Annotated in this window: 19 protein-coding genes; 12 read left to right on the forward strand and 7 right to left on the reverse strand. The window is 68.9% G+C overall.

What is annotated here, in order from left to right; genetic code table 11:
- Positions 1-47: 47 nt before the first annotated feature.
- Complete coding sequence (locus tag H4N64_RS26000) at positions 48-3110, reverse strand: DEAD/DEAH box helicase (protein WP_260859985.1); 3063 nt, start codon at positions 3108-3110, stop codon at positions 48-50.
- A gap of 167 nt (positions 3111-3277) precedes the next feature.
- Between H4N64_RS26000 and H4N64_RS26005 the strand changes: the two genes are divergently transcribed.
- Positions 3278-3745, forward strand: a complete 468-nt coding sequence (locus H4N64_RS26005) for an SRPBCC family protein (protein WP_186284841.1) — start codon at positions 3278-3280, stop codon at positions 3743-3745.
- Between the two features lie 7 nt (positions 3746-3752).
- On the opposite strand, the gene H4N64_RS26010 is transcribed toward H4N64_RS26005, so the two are convergent.
- On the reverse strand, positions 3753-4784 hold the full coding sequence (locus H4N64_RS26010) for an SEC-C domain-containing protein (protein WP_186284842.1): 1032 nt from the start codon (positions 4782-4784) through the stop codon (positions 3753-3755).
- Between the two features lie 77 nt (positions 4785-4861).
- Entirely contained in the window at positions 4862-6334 is a 1473-nt protein-coding gene (locus H4N64_RS26015) for a glycoside hydrolase (RefSeq protein ID WP_186284843.1), read from the reverse strand.
- 202 nt (positions 6335-6536) lie between these two features.
- Between H4N64_RS26015 and H4N64_RS26020 the strand changes: the two genes are divergently transcribed.
- The 5 genes from H4N64_RS26020 to H4N64_RS26040 all read left to right on the forward strand — a co-directional run bounded on the left by H4N64_RS26020 (position 6537) and on the right by H4N64_RS26040 (position 9950).
- The gene (locus tag H4N64_RS26020) at positions 6537-7301 is read left to right on the forward strand and encodes a class E sortase (RefSeq protein WP_186284844.1); all 765 of its coding nucleotides are present in this window, start codon (positions 6537-6539) and stop codon (positions 7299-7301) included.
- A 37-nt stretch (positions 7302-7338) separates the two neighbouring features.
- Complete coding sequence (locus H4N64_RS26025; protein WP_186284845.1) at positions 7339-7626, forward strand: DUF6412 domain-containing protein; 288 nt, start codon at positions 7339-7341, stop codon at positions 7624-7626.
- An 84-nt stretch (positions 7627-7710) separates the two neighbouring features.
- Entirely contained in the window at positions 7711-8397 is a 687-nt protein-coding gene (locus tag H4N64_RS26030) for a YidC/Oxa1 family membrane protein insertase (protein ID WP_186284846.1), read from the forward strand.
- Between the two features lie 119 nt (positions 8398-8516).
- Complete coding sequence (locus H4N64_RS26035; protein WP_186284847.1) at positions 8517-9368, forward strand: fumarylacetoacetate hydrolase family protein; 852 nt, start codon at positions 8517-8519, stop codon at positions 9366-9368.
- A gap of 24 nt (positions 9369-9392) precedes the next feature.
- Entirely contained in the window at positions 9393-9950 is a 558-nt protein-coding gene (locus tag H4N64_RS26040; RefSeq protein WP_186284848.1) for a Uma2 family endonuclease, read from the forward strand.
- Between the two features lie 3 nt (positions 9951-9953).
- On the opposite strand, the gene H4N64_RS26045 is transcribed toward H4N64_RS26040, so the two are convergent.
- The gene (locus H4N64_RS26045) at positions 9954-10457 is read right to left on the reverse strand and encodes a heme-degrading domain-containing protein (protein ID WP_186284849.1); all 504 of its coding nucleotides are present in this window, start codon (positions 10455-10457) and stop codon (positions 9954-9956) included.
- Positions 10454-11521 (reverse strand): Gfo/Idh/MocA family oxidoreductase, encoded by a 1068-nt coding sequence (locus H4N64_RS26050; protein ID WP_186284850.1) that lies wholly within the window; start codon positions 11519-11521, stop codon positions 10454-10456. The genes H4N64_RS26045 and H4N64_RS26050 overlap by 4 nt, the downstream gene beginning before the upstream one ends.
- Positions 11522-11577: 56 nt before the next feature.
- Here H4N64_RS26050 and H4N64_RS26055 point away from each other — a divergent pair, with 56 nt between their 5' ends.
- The 3 genes from H4N64_RS26055 (at position 11578) to H4N64_RS26060 (ending at position 13610) form a co-directional block, all read left to right on the forward strand.
- A complete protein-coding gene (locus H4N64_RS26055; RefSeq protein WP_336246805.1) occupies positions 11578-12690 on the forward strand; it encodes an ROK family transcriptional regulator in 1113 nt (370 codons plus the stop codon).
- Positions 12687-12812 (forward strand): hypothetical protein, encoded by a 126-nt coding sequence (locus H4N64_RS45530; RefSeq protein WP_260859983.1) that lies wholly within the window; start codon positions 12687-12689, stop codon positions 12810-12812. The genes H4N64_RS26055 and H4N64_RS45530 overlap by 4 nt, the downstream gene beginning before the upstream one ends.
- Before the next feature lie 87 nt (positions 12813-12899).
- The gene (locus H4N64_RS26060; protein WP_186284851.1) at positions 12900-13610 is read left to right on the forward strand and encodes a hypothetical protein; all 711 of its coding nucleotides are present in this window, start codon (positions 12900-12902) and stop codon (positions 13608-13610) included.
- A gap of 22 nt (positions 13611-13632) precedes the next feature.
- Here H4N64_RS26060 and H4N64_RS26065 read toward each other — a convergent pair whose 3' ends face one another.
- Positions 13633-14412 (reverse strand): HAD-IIA family hydrolase, encoded by a 780-nt coding sequence (locus H4N64_RS26065; protein WP_186284852.1) that lies wholly within the window; start codon positions 14410-14412, stop codon positions 13633-13635.
- A 219-nt stretch (positions 14413-14631) separates the two neighbouring features.
- Here H4N64_RS26065 and H4N64_RS26070 point away from each other — a divergent pair, with 219 nt between their 5' ends.
- On the forward strand, positions 14632-15168 hold the full coding sequence (locus tag H4N64_RS26070) for a hypothetical protein (protein WP_186284853.1): 537 nt from the start codon (positions 14632-14634) through the stop codon (positions 15166-15168).
- Between the two features lie 2 nt (positions 15169-15170).
- Entirely contained in the window at positions 15171-15836 is a 666-nt protein-coding gene (locus tag H4N64_RS26075; RefSeq protein ID WP_186284854.1) for a class F sortase, read from the forward strand.
- A 260-nt stretch (positions 15837-16096) separates the two neighbouring features.
- Here the strand turns inward: H4N64_RS26075 and H4N64_RS26080 are convergent, their stop codons facing one another.
- Entirely contained in the window at positions 16097-16873 is a 777-nt protein-coding gene (locus H4N64_RS26080; protein WP_186284855.1) for a GAF and ANTAR domain-containing protein, read from the reverse strand.
- 160 nt (positions 16874-17033) lie between these two features.
- On the opposite strand from H4N64_RS26080, the gene H4N64_RS26085 reads away from it, so the two are divergent.
- Positions 17034-18053 (forward strand): glycoside hydrolase family 6 protein, encoded by a 1020-nt coding sequence (locus tag H4N64_RS26085; RefSeq protein ID WP_186284856.1) that lies wholly within the window; start codon positions 17034-17036, stop codon positions 18051-18053.
- Positions 18054-18087: the final 34 nt, after the last annotated feature.

An 18087-nucleotide genomic window follows, 5' to 3' on the forward strand; every position in this document is an offset into this window, starting at 1 on the left:
GAACCAGCTCATTGTGTTAGCCGCTGTTAGCGGGTGTACGTCGTCGGCTAGCCTGCGGTGATGGCCGAGTACGACCACACATCCGCGGGCAGGTCGTGGTGCAGTTGCCAGGTGATGGCCATTGGCTTGCTGCCCTGGTGACGGACGTAGGTTGCTGGGCCGAGCAGCATCCACGGTTGGGCCTTGCCGATATCGGTGTCCTTGTAGCGCCGCATGAACATCAGCACATGGCTTCCGTGCTGAGTGTGCTGTTGGTAGCGCAGTCCGGTGGGCGAGGTGTCCGCGGTTGTGCTCTGGGACTCCCAGTGGAAGACGGAGGGGCTCAGTGCATAGTCCTTGTATCGGACGGTGGGTGAAAAGTCCTTCTCGTTCTTTTCGAGAGTGATCAACAGCGCATCCGTCTGGTTCTGCTCGTCCCACAGAACACCCTGTGCAAAGGATCCAGGCATCTGACCCCCGAGCCGGGCGACCCCAAGTGCGGCAAGGATCTCCGAGCGGTTGTACGCGCTGTGGATTTTCAGGGGGATGTGTTCGTGTGGGCCTTCGAGCGGGATGGGGAAGTGGTCGGCCTGCCCCATCACATGCTTAAGCACCTGCCGTAGTTCGCTGCGGAGGGCTCGCTGCTCACGGAGTGATTCGAGTCCTTGCGCGTACGAACTGAACCCGCCAGCCTTATCCCAGAGGTTGAAGAACATCATCCGCGCGAAAGTTCTGTCCCTCGGATTCAAGGCCTCATACGTGGGAGCGTCATCGCGCAACAAGCGAGCGTACGCTTCAGCGCGTTCGAGGTCATCGACGTGCAGAAACGCATGCACCCGCTTCAGTAGATCCTCCTCGCCAGCTTGTTCAGGTAGGTCGGTCATGCTGGCTCGGCGCAGAACGGACGTCCATGAGTTGCTCGCCTTATACAACTCCCTGATCTCGCGGCGACTCTCCTTCAGATAGTCAGCGAGGAGGGGCGTATTGAAGGCCTTGACTTCCTTAGCGAGGGTCTGAACGTTCGCCTTGATCTGGGTGCGGATGTTCTCCAATACCAGGTCCTTGGACTTTCCTTCAAGGATGATTTGGCAGCCCGATGGCAGCAGCGGAAAATCGTGCTCGGCATGCTCAAGGAGCCGGTTGCGCGACAGGTTCGTCATCGCGCGGAACTGTTCCTCGAACCGGAACTCGGCACGATGCTGGCCGATGAAGTCGAGCACGGTGAGCACAGGTTTGTCCGGTGTGCGGCGGAGGCCGCGCCCGAGTTGCTGAAGGAAGACGGTGGCGCTGCTTGTCGGGCGCAGGAGGAGAAGCGTATCGACGTCGGGGATGTCCAAGCCCTCGTTGAAGAGGTCTACCGAGAAGATGACTTGGATCTCTCCAGCCTTGAGCTGGGCGAGCACCTGATCACGGACTTCGGGCTTCGACTCGCTATCCAGGGCCGCAGCCTTCAAGCCTGCCTTCTGAAAGCACTGTGCCATGAAGTGAGCATGCTTCCTGCTCACGCAGAAGCCGAGTGCGCGCATGCTCATCGGGTCGGAGACCTTGTCTCGCACCTGCTTGATGACGATGCGGGCCCGGGCATCGTCAGCGGAGAACAGCTCACCGAGCTGGCTCTGGTCGTACGTCCCCGAACGCCAATTGAGGCGCCTGAGGTCCGTGCCGTCGGGCAGGCCAAAGTAATGGAAGGGGCAGAGGAGGTCGTTGTCGAGAGCCTCCCACAGCCGCATCTCGGCGGCGATCCGTCCGTCAAAGAACTCATCCTGGACGTTCAGACCGTCCGCGCGCTCAGGAGTGGCGGTCAGACCGAGAAGCTGTTTCGGCTTGAAGTGGTTGAGGACGCGTCGGTACGTCGTAGCGGTGGCGTGATGGAATTCGTCCACGACGATGATGTCGAAATGTTCCGGGTCGAACTGGTCGAGCCGCTGGTCAGTGAGCGACTGGACGCTAGCGAAGACGTGCTTCCAGTCGCGCGGCAGCTCACCGCTGAAGAGGACTTCGCCGAAGGAGGCGTCATCGAGTACTTCACGGTATTTGCGTAGGGACTGCTTCAGGATCTCTTTGCGGTGTGCCACGAAGAGGAGACGCGGGTACTGCTTGCCCCCCAGCAGCTTATGCAGATTGCGGTAGTCAAGGGCGGCCATGACGGTCTTGCCCGTACCAGTCGCGGCAACGAGCAAGTTGTGCTGGTGACCGCGGACCTCACGCTCAACGCGCAGTCGCTCCAGCATGTCGGCCTGATGCGGATACGGCCGAACCTCAAGACCGGAGAGGCTGATCTTGGAGTCGTGGCCGGCGGTTGAACCACCTGCCACGCCTAGAGCCTCGTCCAACTTGCGCGCGTCGCGATCTGGGTCGTACGGCTCAAAAGCGATGTCGTTCCAGTACGCGTCGAAGGTGGCCTCGAACTTATTGAGCACCACCGGAGTGGCTACCGAGGACAGCCGTACGTTCCACTCCAGACCGTCGAGCAGCGCGGCCCTTGAGAGGTTGGAGCTACCGACGTAGGCCGTATCGAAGCCGCTTTTGCGGCGAAATAGCCAAGCTTTTGCATGTAGGCGTGTCGAGCGGGTCTCGTAGTTGACCTTCACTTGAGCGCCGAAGTCGCGAACGAGTCGGTCGAGCGCATGGCGGTCGGTCGCGCCGATATACGTGGTCGTGATGACGCGAATCGGGACTCCCCGCTCCTTGGCGGCGCGGAGAGAGTCCTCAAGCACGCGTAGCCCGTACCACTTGACGAAGGCACACAGCAGATCGATGTGGTCTGCGGTGGCGAGCTCAGCGCGCAGCTCACTACCGAGGCTTGGATCCTCGGAAGAGTTGGTGATGAGGGCGGTCTCCGAGAGCGGGGTGAGCGGGCGTATGGCGTAGACGCCAGGGGCTTCCTTCTCAGCCAGCGCAAGGAGCTGGCGAGGTCCATCGGCGATGAGCTCGACACCATCACTGGAAGCGAGCGACTCGATGATCTGGTTCGCTACGGCGACGCGCTGGTCAGGGGGTAGCTGGCTGAGTCGATGGCTCACAGCCCGTCCGATGTGCCGGGCGATTACATGGGGTGACGATTCCTCGCTGACCTCGTCATCGATGGCCTTCCAACCCGCTGCATTGAGCTGCTCCATCTGCTCCAGCATGCGTTGGGTGACGAGTTCCTCGTAAACACCCGCGACAGGCTGCGACAGATCCCCCGGCAAAGCCACGCCGTATCCCCAATCCCTCACATTGCAGTGGCTCTGTTGTAGCAGGCGACTCTGACAGTTCCCATCGGGCGGTTGTCGGACTCTGCTGCTTTCATGGAGCCGTGACCAGTAAGAGCGTCGTTGTTGAGCGGCGTATTGCGGCTGCTCAGGGTCCGGTGTGGGAAGCCCTCACCGACCTCCGGGGCATGGAGCGCGTTCTCAGTGGCGTCTCAAAGATCGAGGTTCTCTCGGACGGGGGCTTCGGTGTCGGTGCACGTTGGCGCGAGACCCGGCGCATGTTCGGGAAGGACGCCACCGAGGAGATGTGGGTGACCGCCTGCGAACCGCCCGAGCGGTATGTGGTCGAGGCTGAGTCGCGGGGCACCCACTACCTGTCGGAGTGGGTGCTGCGGGCCGACGGGCCGGTGACGACGACCGTCCGTATGACGTTCACCGCCGAGGCCCCGAGCGGTGGGGTCATGGGGATCCTCGCCAAGGTTCTCGGCGGCCTGGGCGCTCGCGCGGTCAGTAGGGCCATCGCGAAGGACCTCGACGACGTTGCCGCCGCCGTCGGGGGGCGGACGGGCTGAGCCCAGGTCACTCCGCCCCGTGGCACTCCCCGTAGCCCTGGCCCGAACTGCACCAACAAGCCGCCCCCCGCTGCGGAGGCCAAGCCACCGCCCTCCCCCGCGCCGCCAGCGTCGTCGCATACTGCGGCAACAGCGACGCATCCCCTGGCGACACCCCCTCCGACGCCGCGAAGGCCTCGTACGACGGGACCGTGCCCGTCACGATGCCCAGGTTCGGGGTGCCGGAGGAGGCCAGTTCTCGGAGCGAGGCCTCTATGGTCGACAAATGTGCCTCGTGGGACGGGTACTCCTCCGCCAGCGTCGGATACGCCTCCAGGAGTTCCGCCAGCTCCGCCGCCGGCCAGTGCAGGATCGCCACCGGGAACGGGCGGGACAGGGCCTCCCTGTATGCGCCCAGTTCCGCTCGGAGGCGGCTGATCTCCGCCTCCAGTTCCGCCGGGTTGTTCGAGCCCAGGGACCACACGCGCTTGGGGTCGTGGAGTTCGTCCAGGGAGACGCCTGAGGACGGGGAGGACTGGGAGATGTGCAGCGTGTCCGCCAGGGTGTCCCAGTCGTCGTGCTGCGCGCCGAGCATGCGGCGGACGCGGTGGCGGCCGTACAGGAGAGGGTGCGTCGCGTACGGGGGCTCCGGTACGTCCGTCAGGAGCAGGGCCGCCCCTTCCGTGAACGTCTCCTGCGCCGCCTCCAGCTCGTCGTGCGACTCCAGGGCCTCTGCCACGATCACCCAGGGGGCCGGGTCACGGGGGGCGGCTGCCCGGATTCCGTCGATGATCGCCCGGGCCTCCGCCTCGTGGCCGTACTCCCACAGGTTCGAGGCCTTCAGGGCCCGGACCAGGTGGGGGTTCTCCAGGGGACCCGCGGACGACAGCAGGCGGTCGTAGAGCGTGGACGCGGCGGGGCGGGCGCCGGAGAGTTCCAGGTGGGCCGCCGCCCGCAGCAGCAGGGCTTCGGCGTCCTCGGGGTACAGGCCGGCGGTCCGCTCCAGGCGTGCCGCTTCGGCGGTGTGGTCGACGTTCTCGGCAGGCGTGTCGGGGCGCATGGGGGACACCGTACTGCGGGGGCCCGGCGAAGGTGAGATATGCGCAGGCCAGGACCCCCGCGTACAGACCGGGTTTCCTAGATCGTCACCCCGTCCACTTGCAGCGTCTGCACGGCCCCCGGCGCGAACACCGCGCTCACCGACTTACCGGACACATACCGGTCCGCGTACGCCCGGTACATGTCGCCGCCCCCCGTCACCGTGTTCCAGCGCGGCACCAGGCCGCCCGAGCCGCCCGTCACCGTCGTGAAGCGGGAGAGATCGAAGGTGAAGGTCTGGGCCGACGTGGATGTGTTCACGGCCACCAGGACCAGGCGGCGCGCGCTCGCGTCGTACGCCGCTGCCGCGTAGCTCACTCCCGTGTCCAGGATCGTCATCCCGGGGCGGATATGGCGGCTGAACTGGGCCATCACGTAGTACTTCGGCTGTACGGTCGTCGGCTGGAGCGTGTTCGCGTCGTACGCGATCATCGCCCAGCCCGTCGACGGGTCCATGACCTGCCAGTAGCACCAGGCCGTCGGATGCAGCCAGCGGAAGTCGTAGCAGAGGTTACGGGCCATGCTCAGGCCCGTGCCGTCGCTGTCGCCCGTCTCCGAGTTCCACAGCTTCTTGCCCGACGTCGTCACCACGTCCGTGTAGAGGAGGTCCCTGCGGCCGCCCGTGCCCTGGTATCCGTGCACGTTCACCTGCGACACCAGCGCCTTCGTCGACGAACCGAAGGAGGCCCATGTCGAGCGGGCCGTGTCGTAGTTCGTCTCGTCCGAGGCCGAGATACGGACGCCCGTCAGGCCCCGCTTGTCCAACTCGCTTCTCATGTACGGCAGTACGGCCGCCTGCACCGCCGGGTCCAGGTGGCAGCCTTCCTGAGTACCGGAAGCGGTCCACCAGGTCGACGCCGGCTCGTTGAACGGGTCCACCGTCGCGAAGTTCACGCCCCAGTTCGTACGGGCGTACAGGGCCACCGCCGCCAGGTGGGAGGCGTGCTGGCGGTAGTTCCAGGTCTGGAGGTTGTTGCCGCCGTCCGCCGCGCCCGAGGGGTTGTGGTTGTAACACATCCACCACATGGGGGAGTTGGCGAACAGTTCGGTGATCGCGCCTCGCTGGGTCGCCTTCAGCAGCATCGCCCGCTGCGTCGCGTCCGCCGTCCAGTCCCAGGCCGAGGACGTCGGGTCCTCGTTGTTCCAGTCCTGCCAGTAGCCCTCGATCTGCTTGAACGCGGGGATGTTCGGCGACTTCACCATCGTCTCGCCGTTCACGCTGTTCCAACTGCACGCGCCCAGGTTGTAGCGGGCGATGTTCAGACCCAGGCCGGGGAGCGAAGTGCCCTTGTACGTCACCGACTTGGTGGTGAAGAACAGGTCGGCGAAGTCGTCCCGGGTGCCGAAGACGTTGCCCCACCAGGCCAGCGAGGTGCCCCAGCCCTCCCAAGTGCCGTACCGGGTGCCCGGGTTGACCGCGATCGTCGCGTCCGCATGTGCGGTGCCCGTCGCCAGGGCGCTGCCCAGGACCGCTCCGCCGGTCGCCGCCAGCAGAGTTCTGCGTCGGATCATGACTTCTCCGCTTCCTGATGGCCTGTATGGCCTGTCCCGTACATGCCATCAGGAAGCATCGGGCGTGCTTCCAGGCCTTGTCGAGGGTTGTGACAGCCCTTTCTCAAACCCGTGTACGAAGTCTCGAACACCCCCGAGGACTCTGGTGACTTCAACCGGTTCCGCCTATCGTGCGGGCCCGCGAGATGAAGGAGGCCTACGCATGCGGGGACCCCCCGTCGTCCGGCACAGCACCCGTCGCCGCCGCGCCCTTGGCCGCCGCGCCCTGTGGACCGGCGGCGAACTCCTCGTCACCGTCGGCCTCGTCCTCCTGCTCCTCGTCGTCCACCAGCTCTGGTGGACCAACCGGGAGGCCAAGGCGGAGGCCCGGCGGGGGGTGGCGGCGCTGGAGCGGGAGTGGGACAGCGGCCGAAGCGGCCAGTACAGCCCATCCCCGAGCGCCGCGCCCCAGGCGTCCCCGAGTGCCGAGCCCCAGGCATCCCCGGAAGCGCCCCCACCCCACCTCACCCCCGACTGGTCCCACGCCTACGCCATCCTCACCGTCCCCGCCCTCGACCTCCGCGTCCCCGTCGCCGAAGGCATCAGCAAGAGCGGCGTCCTCAACAAGGGCTACGTCGGCCACTACCCCGGCACCCAACAGCCCGGCCGCCCCGGCAACTTCGCCCTCGCGGGGCACCGCAACACCCACGGCGAGCCCTTCCGACGGCTCGACCGGCTCGGTGACGGCGACGAGATCGTCGTAGAGACGAAGGCCGCGGTGTACACGTACGCCGTCGACGAGACCCTCGCGCAGACCTCCGCGCACGACACCGGGGTCATACGGGCCGTGCCGCGCAGCCTCGTTCATCCCGGCCGCGGTTACCGCGACCCCGGGTACTACATCACCCTGACCACCTGTACGCCCGAATTCACGTCCAAGTACCGTTTGGTGGTGTGGGGGACGCTCCTGTCCATGCGGGCGCGTTGAGGTATAACCAAGGGACGAGCCGAAGGAGGGGGAGCCGATGGTCAGGCGTCATGTCGCTGTGCTGCTCGTCCTGCTCCTGAACCTCGTTCTCCTCGACTCCGGCAGTCTCTCCGCCGCCGTCGCGCTCGCCGCCGCCGGATCGGTGCTCGCCGCCTGCGCGCTGCTCGCCGCGCGCTGCGCGCCCGCCGTGCCGCCCACCCGGGTACGTACGGCCATCAGGGACCGGAACCGTCGTACGGCCTTCCTCCCGCAACGCGATCCCGACGCCAGGGGACGCACCCGCCCCCGAGCCCCCGGACTCGTCCTCTCGACGGCCGTCGCGTAGGGGCACGCACCACCGGCACCCCGCGCGGGTCGTCATGCCGATCACCTGTATCCCGGCACGACGAGACCCCCGGAGGGCTCACCCATGTCCGTTTTCGCCCGCCTTGTCGAGCAGCTCGCCGAGTTGCTCCAGCCGCTCTTCCACGGCTCCGCGGCCGCCGCCGCGATCATCCTGTTCACCGCGCTCGTACGGCTGCTCGTGCATCCGCTGTCCCGGGCCTCCGCCCGCGGTCAGAAGGCCCGCGCCGAGCTCCAGCCGAAGATCGCCGAGCTGCGCCGCAAGCACGGGAAGAACCCCGAGAAGCTCCAGCGGGCCGTGCTGGAGCTGCACACCGAGCACAAGGTGTCGCCGCTGGCCGGCTGTCTGCCGAGCCTGGTCCAGGCGCCGGCGTTCTTCCTGCTCTTCCACCTGTTCTCCAGCGAGGAGATCGGCGGCCGGCCCAACGAACTGCTCGGCCACGCGCTCTTCACCGCACCCCTCGGCGACCGCTGGAGCGACGCGTTGAGCGCGGGAGGGGCGGCCGGGCTCGTGTACGTCGGGCTGTTCGCGCTCGTCGCCGCCGTCGCCTTCTTCAACTACCGCCGGTCGAAGGTGGCCCTGGCGGACAGCGCGCCCTTGGACACCCCCGGCGCCGGCGCGATCACCAAGGTCATGCCGTTCGTCTCCTTCTTCACGCTGGTCACCGTGGCCGTCGTACCGCTCGCCGCCGCGCTGTACGTCGTCACCAGCTCGACCTGGAGCGCGGTCGAGCGGGCCGTGCTGTACCGCTGACCTACGGTCCAGTACGTGAACCGGGTATTGCGGACCGGTCGGGGACCTTGGAGGATCGACCAGTCCTCCGATGGCTGCACACATCGGCGGGCGCCCCGCGATCGAGGGAGATTGTGATCATGAAGCTGCTGCGAGTCGGTACGGCGGGAGCGGAGACGCCCGCGCTGCTCGACGCCGAGGGGGTTCTGCGGGACCTGTCGGGCGTCGTGCCGGACATCGACGGAGCGCTGCTCGCCGACGACGAGGCGCTCGCGCGGATCCGTGCCATGGCCGGTGAGCTGCCGGTGCTGGACCCGGCCGGGCTGCGGATCGGGCCGCCGCTCGGGCGGATCGGGAAGATCGTGTGCATCGGGCTGAACTATCACGACCACGCCCGTGAGACGGGGGCCGAGCCGCCCGCCGAGCCGGTGATCTTCTTCAAGGCCGCGGACACGGTCGTGGGGCCGAACGACACGGTGCTCGTGCCACGGGGCTCGGTGAAGACCGACTGGGAGGTCGAGCTGGCGGTCGTCATCGGGCGTACGGCTCGCTACGTCGAGTCCGCCGAGGCGGCGCTCGGGCATGTCGCCGGGTACGCCGTCGCGCACGACGTGTCCGAGCGGGAGTTCCAGATCGAGCGGGGCGGGACCTGGGACAAGGGGAAGAACTGCGAGACGTTCAATCCGCTCGGGCCCTGGCTGGTGACGGCCGACGAGGTTCCGGACCCGCAGAATCTCTCGCTGAAGCTCTGGGTCAACGGCGAGCTGAAGCAGAACGGCACGACCGCCGAGCAGATCTTCCCGGTGGCCGAAGTCGTGCGGTACGTCAGCCAGTTCATGACGCTGTACCCCGGGGATGTGATCAACACGGGTACGCCGGCGGGGGTGGCTCTGGGGGCGCCGGAGCCGAAGCCTTTCCTGAGGGCTGGGGATGTCGTAGAACTGGAGATCGAAGGGTTGGGCAGGCAGCGTCAAGAGCTGAAAGGTGCGTAGCCTGAAGTGAGGAAGGAGGACCCTATGACCATTTCGCAGACCGAAGTGACGCTTGAAGAATTCGAGGCGTTCGATGCTGTGGCACCGGAAGGCCTCCACGTCGAGCTGATCAACGGGAGGGTCCTCGTGACTCCGGCTCCGGACGGTGACCATGACGAGAACGTCATGGCCATCGGCGATCAGGTGCGGGCATACGATCCTGAGCTGCGCATGTACCAGGAGCGCGGGCTGGTCGTACCTGCGTACCGGGCAGGCCGCGCCCGCGTCGACGGCGCGGTCGCTCCGGTCGGCTACTTCCGAGGTCAGCCCTCCTGGGCAGATCCTGTCGGAGTTCTCCTGGTCGTCGAGGTGACGTCGGGCAGCCAGAAGGACGCCGACATCGACCGCGTCGACAAGCGTGACGCCTACGCCCAGGCCGCGCTGCCGGTCTATCTGCTGGTCGACCGGCACCGTGGCGAGGTGGTCGTGCACTGGGATCCCGAGGGCGGCCGCTATCAGCACTCGGAGAAGGCGGTCTTCGGAGCGAAGCTCCGGCTGCCCGATCCCTTCGGCTTCGACTTGGACACGTCCGACCTGGCGTGACAGCTACAGGCCCAGGAACTCCTCCAGCGCCTCCACCACGAACCGGTGGTCCTCAAGCTGGGGCAGTCCGGACACCGTCACCGCGCCGATGACGCCGACCCCCTCCACCGTGAGGGGGAAGGAGCCGCCGTGGGCCGCGTACACGTCCGGGTCCAGGCGGGAGGCGTCCTCGAAGGTCGTGCCCTTGGCCCGGGAGCGGGCGCCGACCAGGTAGGACGAGGAGTGGTAGCGCTCCACCACCCGGCGCTTGCGGGCGATCCACGCGTCGTTGTCCGGGGTGGCGCCCGGCAGTGCGGCGTGGAAGAGCTGCTGGCCGGCGCGGTGGATGTCGACGGCGACCGGGGCCTGGCGCTCACGGGCCATCTCGACCAGGAGCGTGCCGAGGCGCCAGGCGTCGTCGGCGGTGAACTCCCGGAAGACCAGGCGGCGTTCCTGGGCCTGGAGTTCCTCGATGGTCGGGGTGATCTCCGGGGTGAACTTCGGGGTGATTCCGTTGTTGTGCGTCACAGCGCCACCGCCACTCCGTCACGGGCCGAACGGCGGGCCGCCTCCAGTACGTCGAGGGCGGCGGCCGCCTCCACAGCGGTCACCGGGTTGGTGCCGCCCTCGGAAAGGGCCCTGGCCACGGCCGCATAGTACGCGGGGTAGCAGCCCGGAAGGGTCGGTTCGGGTCGGCCCCCGCCGGTCAGCGGGGACTCCCCGGAGCCGACCCGGCCCCACAGCGACTCGGGCTCGGTGCCCCAGTCGGCGCCGGGGAGTTCACCCTCGCGCAGGGCCGCTTCCTGGGGGTCGAGGCCGTACTTGACGTAGCCCGCCTTGGAGCCGAGCACCCGGAAGCGGGGGCCGAGTTGGGCGGTGGTGGCGGAGACGTAGAGATGGGAGCGGACGCCGTTCGTGTGCGTGATCGCGATGAACGTGTCGTCGTCGGTCTCGGCGCCCGGGCGGCGGACGTCCGACTCGGCGTAGACGGAGGCGGCGGGGCCGAAGAGCACCAGCGCCTGGTCGACGACATGGCTGCCGAGGTCGTAGAGCAGACCTCCGATCTCTGCCGGGTCGCCGGACTCGCGCCAGCCGCCCTTGAGTTGGGGGCGCCAGCGCTCGAAGCGGGACTCGAAGCGGTAGACGTCGCCCAGCTCGCCCTCGGCGATGAGCTTGCGGAGGGTGCGGAAGTCGTTGTCCCAGCGGCGGTTCTGGAAGACGGACAGCAGCAGTCCGCGCTCCTCGGCCAGCGCCGCGAGCTCCCGGGCCTCGGCGGCCGTACCCGCGACCGGCTTGTCCACGACGACCGGGAGGCCGGCCTTGAGGGCGGCGGTGGCGAGCGGGACATGCGTCTTGTTCGGGGACGCGATGACGATCAGGTCGAGCTCGTCGGCGCGGGCGAACAGCTCGTCGGGGGTCGCGGCGATACGGACGTCCGGGTGCCCGGCGCGGGCCTGCTCCTGCCGCTCCGGGTTGGCGGTGACGACCGTGTCGAGGGTGAGGCCCTCGGTGGCGGCGATCAGCGGGGCGTGGAAGACGGAGCCGGCGAGGCCGTAGCCGATCAGGCCGGTGCGGAGGGGTGTGCCAGTCATGGCTCCTACTTTCGCAACGCTGTTGCCAAAGTGCAAGCGGTGGGGAGAATGGGGACGTGAGCAGTGCAAAGGGAATCAGCGGTGGAATCAGTGGGGCGGCCTCGGGCGTGAATCTGCCGGTGCTGCGCAGCCACAACACCGCGCTCGTGCTGGATCTGCTGCGGACCGCCGGGCCCGACGGGATCAGCCGACTCGAAGTGGCCGACCGGATCGGGCTGACCCCGCAGGCCGTCAGCAAGATCACCGCACGGCTGCGGGCGGAGGGGCTGGCGGCGGAGGCGGGCCGCCGGGCCTCTACCGGCGGCAAGCCGCGGACCGTACTGCGACTGGTTCCTGAGGCCGGGCATGCGGTGGGCGTGCATCTGGACCGGGACGCGCTGCGGGCGGTGCTGGTGGATCTGACCGGGGCGGTGGTGGCGGAACGGGGCGCCTCGCTGGACCTCGGGGCAGGGAAAGCGGCGGTCGTCGACGGTGTGGTGCGGGAGGTTTCGGCGCTGGTGGAGGGGCGCGGGACCCTGCTGGGCGTCGGGGTCGGTCTGCCGGGGCCGCTGGACCACGCCCTAGGGGTCCTGCACCGCGTCACCGGATTCCCCGAGTGGGACGGCTTCCCGCTGCGGGAGGAGTTGGAGCGGGCGCTGGGGGTGTCGGTCGTGGTGGACAAGGACACCAACGCCGCCGCGCTGGGCCTCGCGGTCGGCGGGCAGGGCGAGTCCTTCGCGTATCTGCACTTCGGGGCGGGGCTGGGCGGCGCTCTGGTACTCGGGGGCGTGGTGCACCGGGGTGCCCGCACCGGCGCGGGGGAGTTCGGGCACCAGGTCGTCCAACTCGACGGTCCGGTGTGCGAGTGCGGCAACCGGGGCTGCGTGGAGGCGCTGTGCCTGGCGGCGGTGGGACGCGGGGACTACGAGGAGGCGGCCCGGGTCCTCGGCACGGGCGCCGCGAACCTGGTCGCGCTGCTGGACATCGACGTGGTGCTGCTGGGCGGTCGTACGGTCGCGGCCCGTCCGGAGTGTTTCGTACGAGGGGCTGCGGCCGTACTTGAGGAGCGCGGCCGGAGAGTGGGCGAGGATGCCGTGCCGGTGCGCGTCGCTCCGGGCGGTGGGCGGGAAGTCGCGGAGGGGGCGGCACAGTTGCTGCTGGCGCCGTTGTTCGGGCGGGGCGAGGGGTGACGGTCGACTGCGGTGGCCGTACTCGTGCCCAGCTGACCCGGCCGGACGCCGAGGCGGGCTTCACCCAGGTCGCCTGGGAGTCCACCGGGTACCGTCGGCCCGTGTTCACCGTACGGCGGTAGGAGGGCAGGGCCGATCGGGCGGAAACTCCGTGCGCCCGGGAGCGGCGTACCCGCGTCGGCCGGTTCGTCCGGCATGGTCATGTGTTCATGCGACTGTTTCTGTCTGGGGCCCTGTTACTCCCCCTCGCCCTGCTCTCCGCCCCCGGGGTCGCGCATGCCGCCGAGCCGGAGAGCAGTTGTGCCGCGTCCGACGGGCGCTCCTTTCCGCTCACCACCCGGATCCATGGCGGTCCCAGCTCCTATGAGGCCGGGGGCGGGTACGGCACCTGGTATCTGGAGCTCACCAACAAGACCGGTGCGACCTGCGAGAACGTTCACCCCGTCGTCGTGCTCGTCGATGAGCGGCGGGTGCTCGGGGCCTCGCAGCCCCGGCTGGAGTTCTACACCGGCGGCCAGACCCACCCCGTCCGGTTCGAGACCACCGACCAGGACGAACTCGTCGGCGCCTTCGACGGGTTCCCCGGGTTCACCGTCGGGCCTGGCAAGACCGTCACCGTGAAGGTGCGGCTCGCCGTCACCTCCGATGCCGTGCCCAATCGCGTCACCGCCAACGCCGCCGTCGTACAGCGCCACGAAGACGACGGCGACTGGGTCGGGCAGTCCAACGACTATCGCTTCGGCATCGACTCCGAGCCCTCCGGCACCACCACCGCGGACCCCGAGCGATCCCCCGCCCCCCGCCTCCCCCTCGCCGAGGAGCTCGCCCGCACCGGCACCCCCGTCGTCGCCGTCGTCGCCACCCTCGCCACGCTGTTCACCGGGGGCGGCGCGCTGCTGCTCCTGCGGAGGCGCCGCTGAGCCGGCGTCGTCGCGTGTCCGGTCAGACGAGGTCGACCAGGTTCGCGATCGAATCGACCACCTTGGTCGGCCGGAACGGGAACCGGTCCATGTCTGCTTCGGCCGTGAGTCCCGTCAGCACGAGGAAGGTCCTCATGCCGGCCTCCAGGCCGGCCAGCACATCGGTGTCCATCCGGTCGCCGATCATGGCGCTGGACTCGGAGTGCGCACCGATGGCGTTCAGCCCGGTGCGCATCATCAGGGGGTTCGGCTTGCCGACGAAGTACGGTTCCTTGCCCGTCGCCTTGGTGATCAGCGCCGCCACCGAGCCTGTGGCGGGCAGCACACCTTCGTGGGAGGGGCCGGTGTTGTCCGGGTTGGTGGCGATGAAACGCGCACCCTCGTTGATGAGCCGAATCGCCTTGGTGAGAGCCTCGAAGGAATAGGTCCGAGTCTCACCCAGGATCACGAAGTCGGGGTCGGAGTCGGTGAGGATGTAGCCCACTTCATGCAGGGCCGTGGTGAGACCGGCCTCGCCGATCACATAGGCCGTTCCGTTCGGCCGCTGGCTGTCGACGAACTTCGCAGTGGCCAGGGCCGAGGTCCAGATGTTCTCGACCGGCACCTCAAGGCCTATGCGGTTGAGGCGGGCATGCAGATCACGAGCGGTGTAGATGGAGTTGTTCGTGAGTACGAGGAAGGGTTTGCCGGAGTCGCGCAACTTCTTGATGAAGGCATCCGCGCCAGGGATGGGAACGCCCTCGTGCATCAGGACGCCGTCCATGTCGGTCAGCCACGACTCGATGTGCTTGGGCTCTGTCATGGGCGCGGACTCCTACGCAGTCGATCTACCGGACGGCCATGGTATGCGGTGGAGAACCTCCCGTACCGCCCTCCAACGTCGTCGACTCCATAGCGGACCCGGTCGACCGGATCTGAAACCCGGTCGTACCCGAATTCGACCCGTACGGAGCAGTCGGGCCCCGCTGAGGATGCGGGGACCGGCACCCAGGAGGAGTCTCCAGGTATCTGGAGGTTCACGATGGGCTCACTGAAAGTCACTCTCTGTGCAGGTGTCGCGGTGATCGCCGCGGCGATCACCCCGGCGGCGTACGCGGCGGACGGAGGAGGTGGCATCGCCGTGAACCCCGCCTCGCCAGCCCCGGGCGCCGACGTCGCGCTGCGGGTGACAGGCTGCGAGGAACGGACGGCGAGCGCCGTCTCGGCGGCGTTCGTCAGCGACGTCAAGCTCACCGTCACAAGCGAAGAGGGCACCCTCGTCGGCGAGAGCCGCATCCGGTCCTCCCTGGAGATCGGCTCCTACGACATCACCGTCATCTGCGGGGACACCCGGCGCACGGTCGCGCTCCCGGTGGGGGAGACCCCCTCCGCGCCCTCCTCGCCGGTCGCCCCCGTGAAGGCGGGCGGCGGCGGTGCGGCGGCCCACATCGCCGCCGACGAGGACGCCCGTACGACGGGACCCGGCACCGCCCACGCGGTGACCGGCCTCGTCCTCGCCGGAGTCGCGGCGACGGCCGTGGCGCTCAGAAGCGCCCGCCGGAGCCGCAGGACGGACTGACCATGTCCGGCCATCACCGCCCCGCGCTCTCCGGCCGTCTGCTGACGGGCATGGCCTGGGCCGTGCTCCTGCTCGGGCTGTGGCTGTGGGGACGGGACGTCACCGACGTACGCGACGGGACATCCGCGCCCACCACCGGCGACATGGCCGCGGTCGGCCGCCCGCCCGACGTCGAACTGCCGCCCCCCGCCAGCCCGTTGGGCGAGGCGAGTCCCCAGCGTATCGACATACCCGGCCTCGGCATCCAGGCCCCCGTGGTGGCCAGCGGCCTCGACCCGCAGGGCGCCGTCGACGCACCGCCCTTCGACCGGCCCGGAGTCGTCGGCTGGTACGCCGCCGGCGCGGCACCCGGCGCGAAGGGGGCGGCCCTGATGGTGGGCCATGTGGACACCGAGACCCGGCCCGCCGTCTTCTACAAGATCAGCGCGCTGAAGCCCGGTGCGACGGTCCGGGTCATCCGCGACGACGGCCGGGTCGCCGAGTTCACCGTCGACGACGTCCAGGTCGTCACCCGCGACCGCTTCGACGCCCGCCAGGCCTACGGGCCCCGCGAACCGGGCCGCGCCGAACTCCGGCTCATCACCTGCGGCGGAGCCTTCGACCGGGCGAGCCGCAGCTACACGGCGAACGTCGTGGTGTCGGCGTACCTCACGGGCACCGGTCTGTGAGATCACCTGGCCCGGTCGACGACCCGCTCCCCCTGGAAGCCGCCGACCGGGCTGGTCCTCAACCGCGCGCGCTCGGGCTGCGGGAGTAACCCGACGGCAGCCGCGGGAGGCTTTGGTGTGGTCACGTGAGGGAGGCGACAGGCCGGGGGCTGGGGCCGCCCGCTACGACTCTAGAACGGAAGCGGTCCATGGCCTAGGGTCCGATCGGCCCTGGGACAAGGCCGGTGGCGCTGGGTGATCCGCGCAGGTGACGCGGTGGTCTACGGCTGCCCGCCGGGCGAATCCCCGGCCTCGCGCCGCAACTCCGCGTCGTCCGCGACCCGGTCGATGACGTCCTGCGCCACCCGGTCCAGCGGCAGCCGGCGCCGCCGCGCGTACTGCCGTAGCGCCCCGAAGGCGTGGTCCGCGCCGGTTCCCCAGCGCTCGGCGAGCATGCCCTTGGCCTGCTCGATGCGCACCCTGCTGGACAGTGCTTCCTGCAACTGGCCCGCCAGCGTGCGGTACCTGACATGGGCGCGATGGTTCTGCAGCCCAACGGCCGCCGCGTCGGCCAGCGTCTGCGCCAGCCGCAACTCCCCGTCGCCGCCCGTCGCCGAGTCGTCCGGCAGCGCCGGCACGAACACGTTCAGCGCGCCGAGCAGCGTCTCCCGGCGGCGCAGCGGCACCGCGAAGGTCGCCGCGACATCATGGCGCAGCGCCCGCTCGGTGAACACCGGCCAGCGCGAACCCGCGTGCGCCACGCTGATGGAGACCGGCGGGACCGGCTTCCCGGTGTCGTAACACTCCAGGCAGGGCCCGCCGCCGGACTGGGCCTGGAGCAGATCCAGCGCGAGCTCCCGCTGCCGGCTGCTCCCGGCCAGCGAGACGGTACGGCCTCCGTCGATCAGCATGAACCCGGCCGCCCGCGCGGCCAGCAGGTCCACGCAATGGTCGGAGACCCGTTGTAAGTAGTCGGTGGCCTCGAATCCGTCGGTCAGCGTGTCCGCCGCCTCCACCAGCGCCGCGGCCAGCCGAGTCTCCCGGGTGGTGCACCGCATGCCCACGTCCCTTCCCCTGTCCGCGTCCCCGCTCAGCGGCGCACCTACCCTCGCCCCCGGGGGTGTAACAGCTCGCGGACAAGGCACGGCCGATCTCGTGTGCCAAGGGACGCGTATGTCAGGATTGAGACTTGGAACAGTGCACCCAAGGGGGAGTTGGATGTACGGCAGTAGGGGGGCCCGGAGGGGGGCGTCCGCGGTGGTGCTGGGGGCTGCACTGCTGATCGCGGGATGTTCCTCCTCGGACGACGGGGGTGACGAGCCGGAGAACTCCGGCGCCGGCATCACCCAGCAGCCCAAGGAGGTCGACCCGTTCTGGGTCAACCCGGAAGGCAACGCGGCCCAGCAGGTGGCCGACTACGAGAAGGCGGGCAAGGAGGCCGACGCCGAGCAGATCCGCAAGATCGCCGAGCAGCCGACCGGCGAGTGGATCGGCCCGGAGAACCCGGAGGACGAGGCCCGCGGCTTCACCGAGGCCGCGGACAAGGCGGGCCGCACGGCGCTGCTGGTCCTCTACAACATCCCGCACCGCGACTGCGGCCAGTACTCACAGGGCGGCGCGGCCGACGGCAACGCCTACCGCTCCTGGATCGACGGTGTCGCCAAGGGCATCGGCGACCGCTCGGCCACGGTCATCCTCGAACCGGACGCGGTACTGCACCTCGTGGACGGCTGCACCCCGGACGAGTTCCACGAGGAGCGCTACGACCTCCTCAAGGGCGCGATCGAGAAGCTCAAGTCCCTGAAGAACACGAAGGTGTACCTGGACGCGGGCAACGCGGGCTGGGGCAACCCGGACCAGATCTTCGAGCCCCTCCAGTGGGCGGGCATCGTCCGGGCGGACGGCTTCTCGGTCAACGTCTCGAACTTCTACAGGACCGAGGACTCCATCCAGTACGGCAAGGACCTGTCGGCGAAGGTGGGCGACAAGCCCTTCGTCATCGACACCAGCCGTAACGGCAACGGCCCTTACGAGGACGGCGACCCGGCCGAGCGCTGGTGCAACCCGCCGGGCCGGGCCCTGGGCGAGACCCCGACGACAAAGACGGCGGACCCGCTGGTGGACGCGTACGTCTGGGTCAAGCGCCCGGGTGAATCGGACGGCGAGTGCAAGGGCGGTCCGAAGGCGGGCGAGTGGTGGGCGGAGTACGCGCTCGGTCTTGCCGAAGCCTCCAGGTGAAAGTCCCGCGCCCCGAGAGGGGCGCGGGACTCCG

Origin of the sequence: Streptomyces cupreus (assembly GCF_014257025.1) — a bacterium.
Taxonomy (GTDB): domain Bacteria; phylum Actinomycetota; class Actinomycetes; order Streptomycetales; family Streptomycetaceae; genus Streptomyces; species Streptomyces cupreus.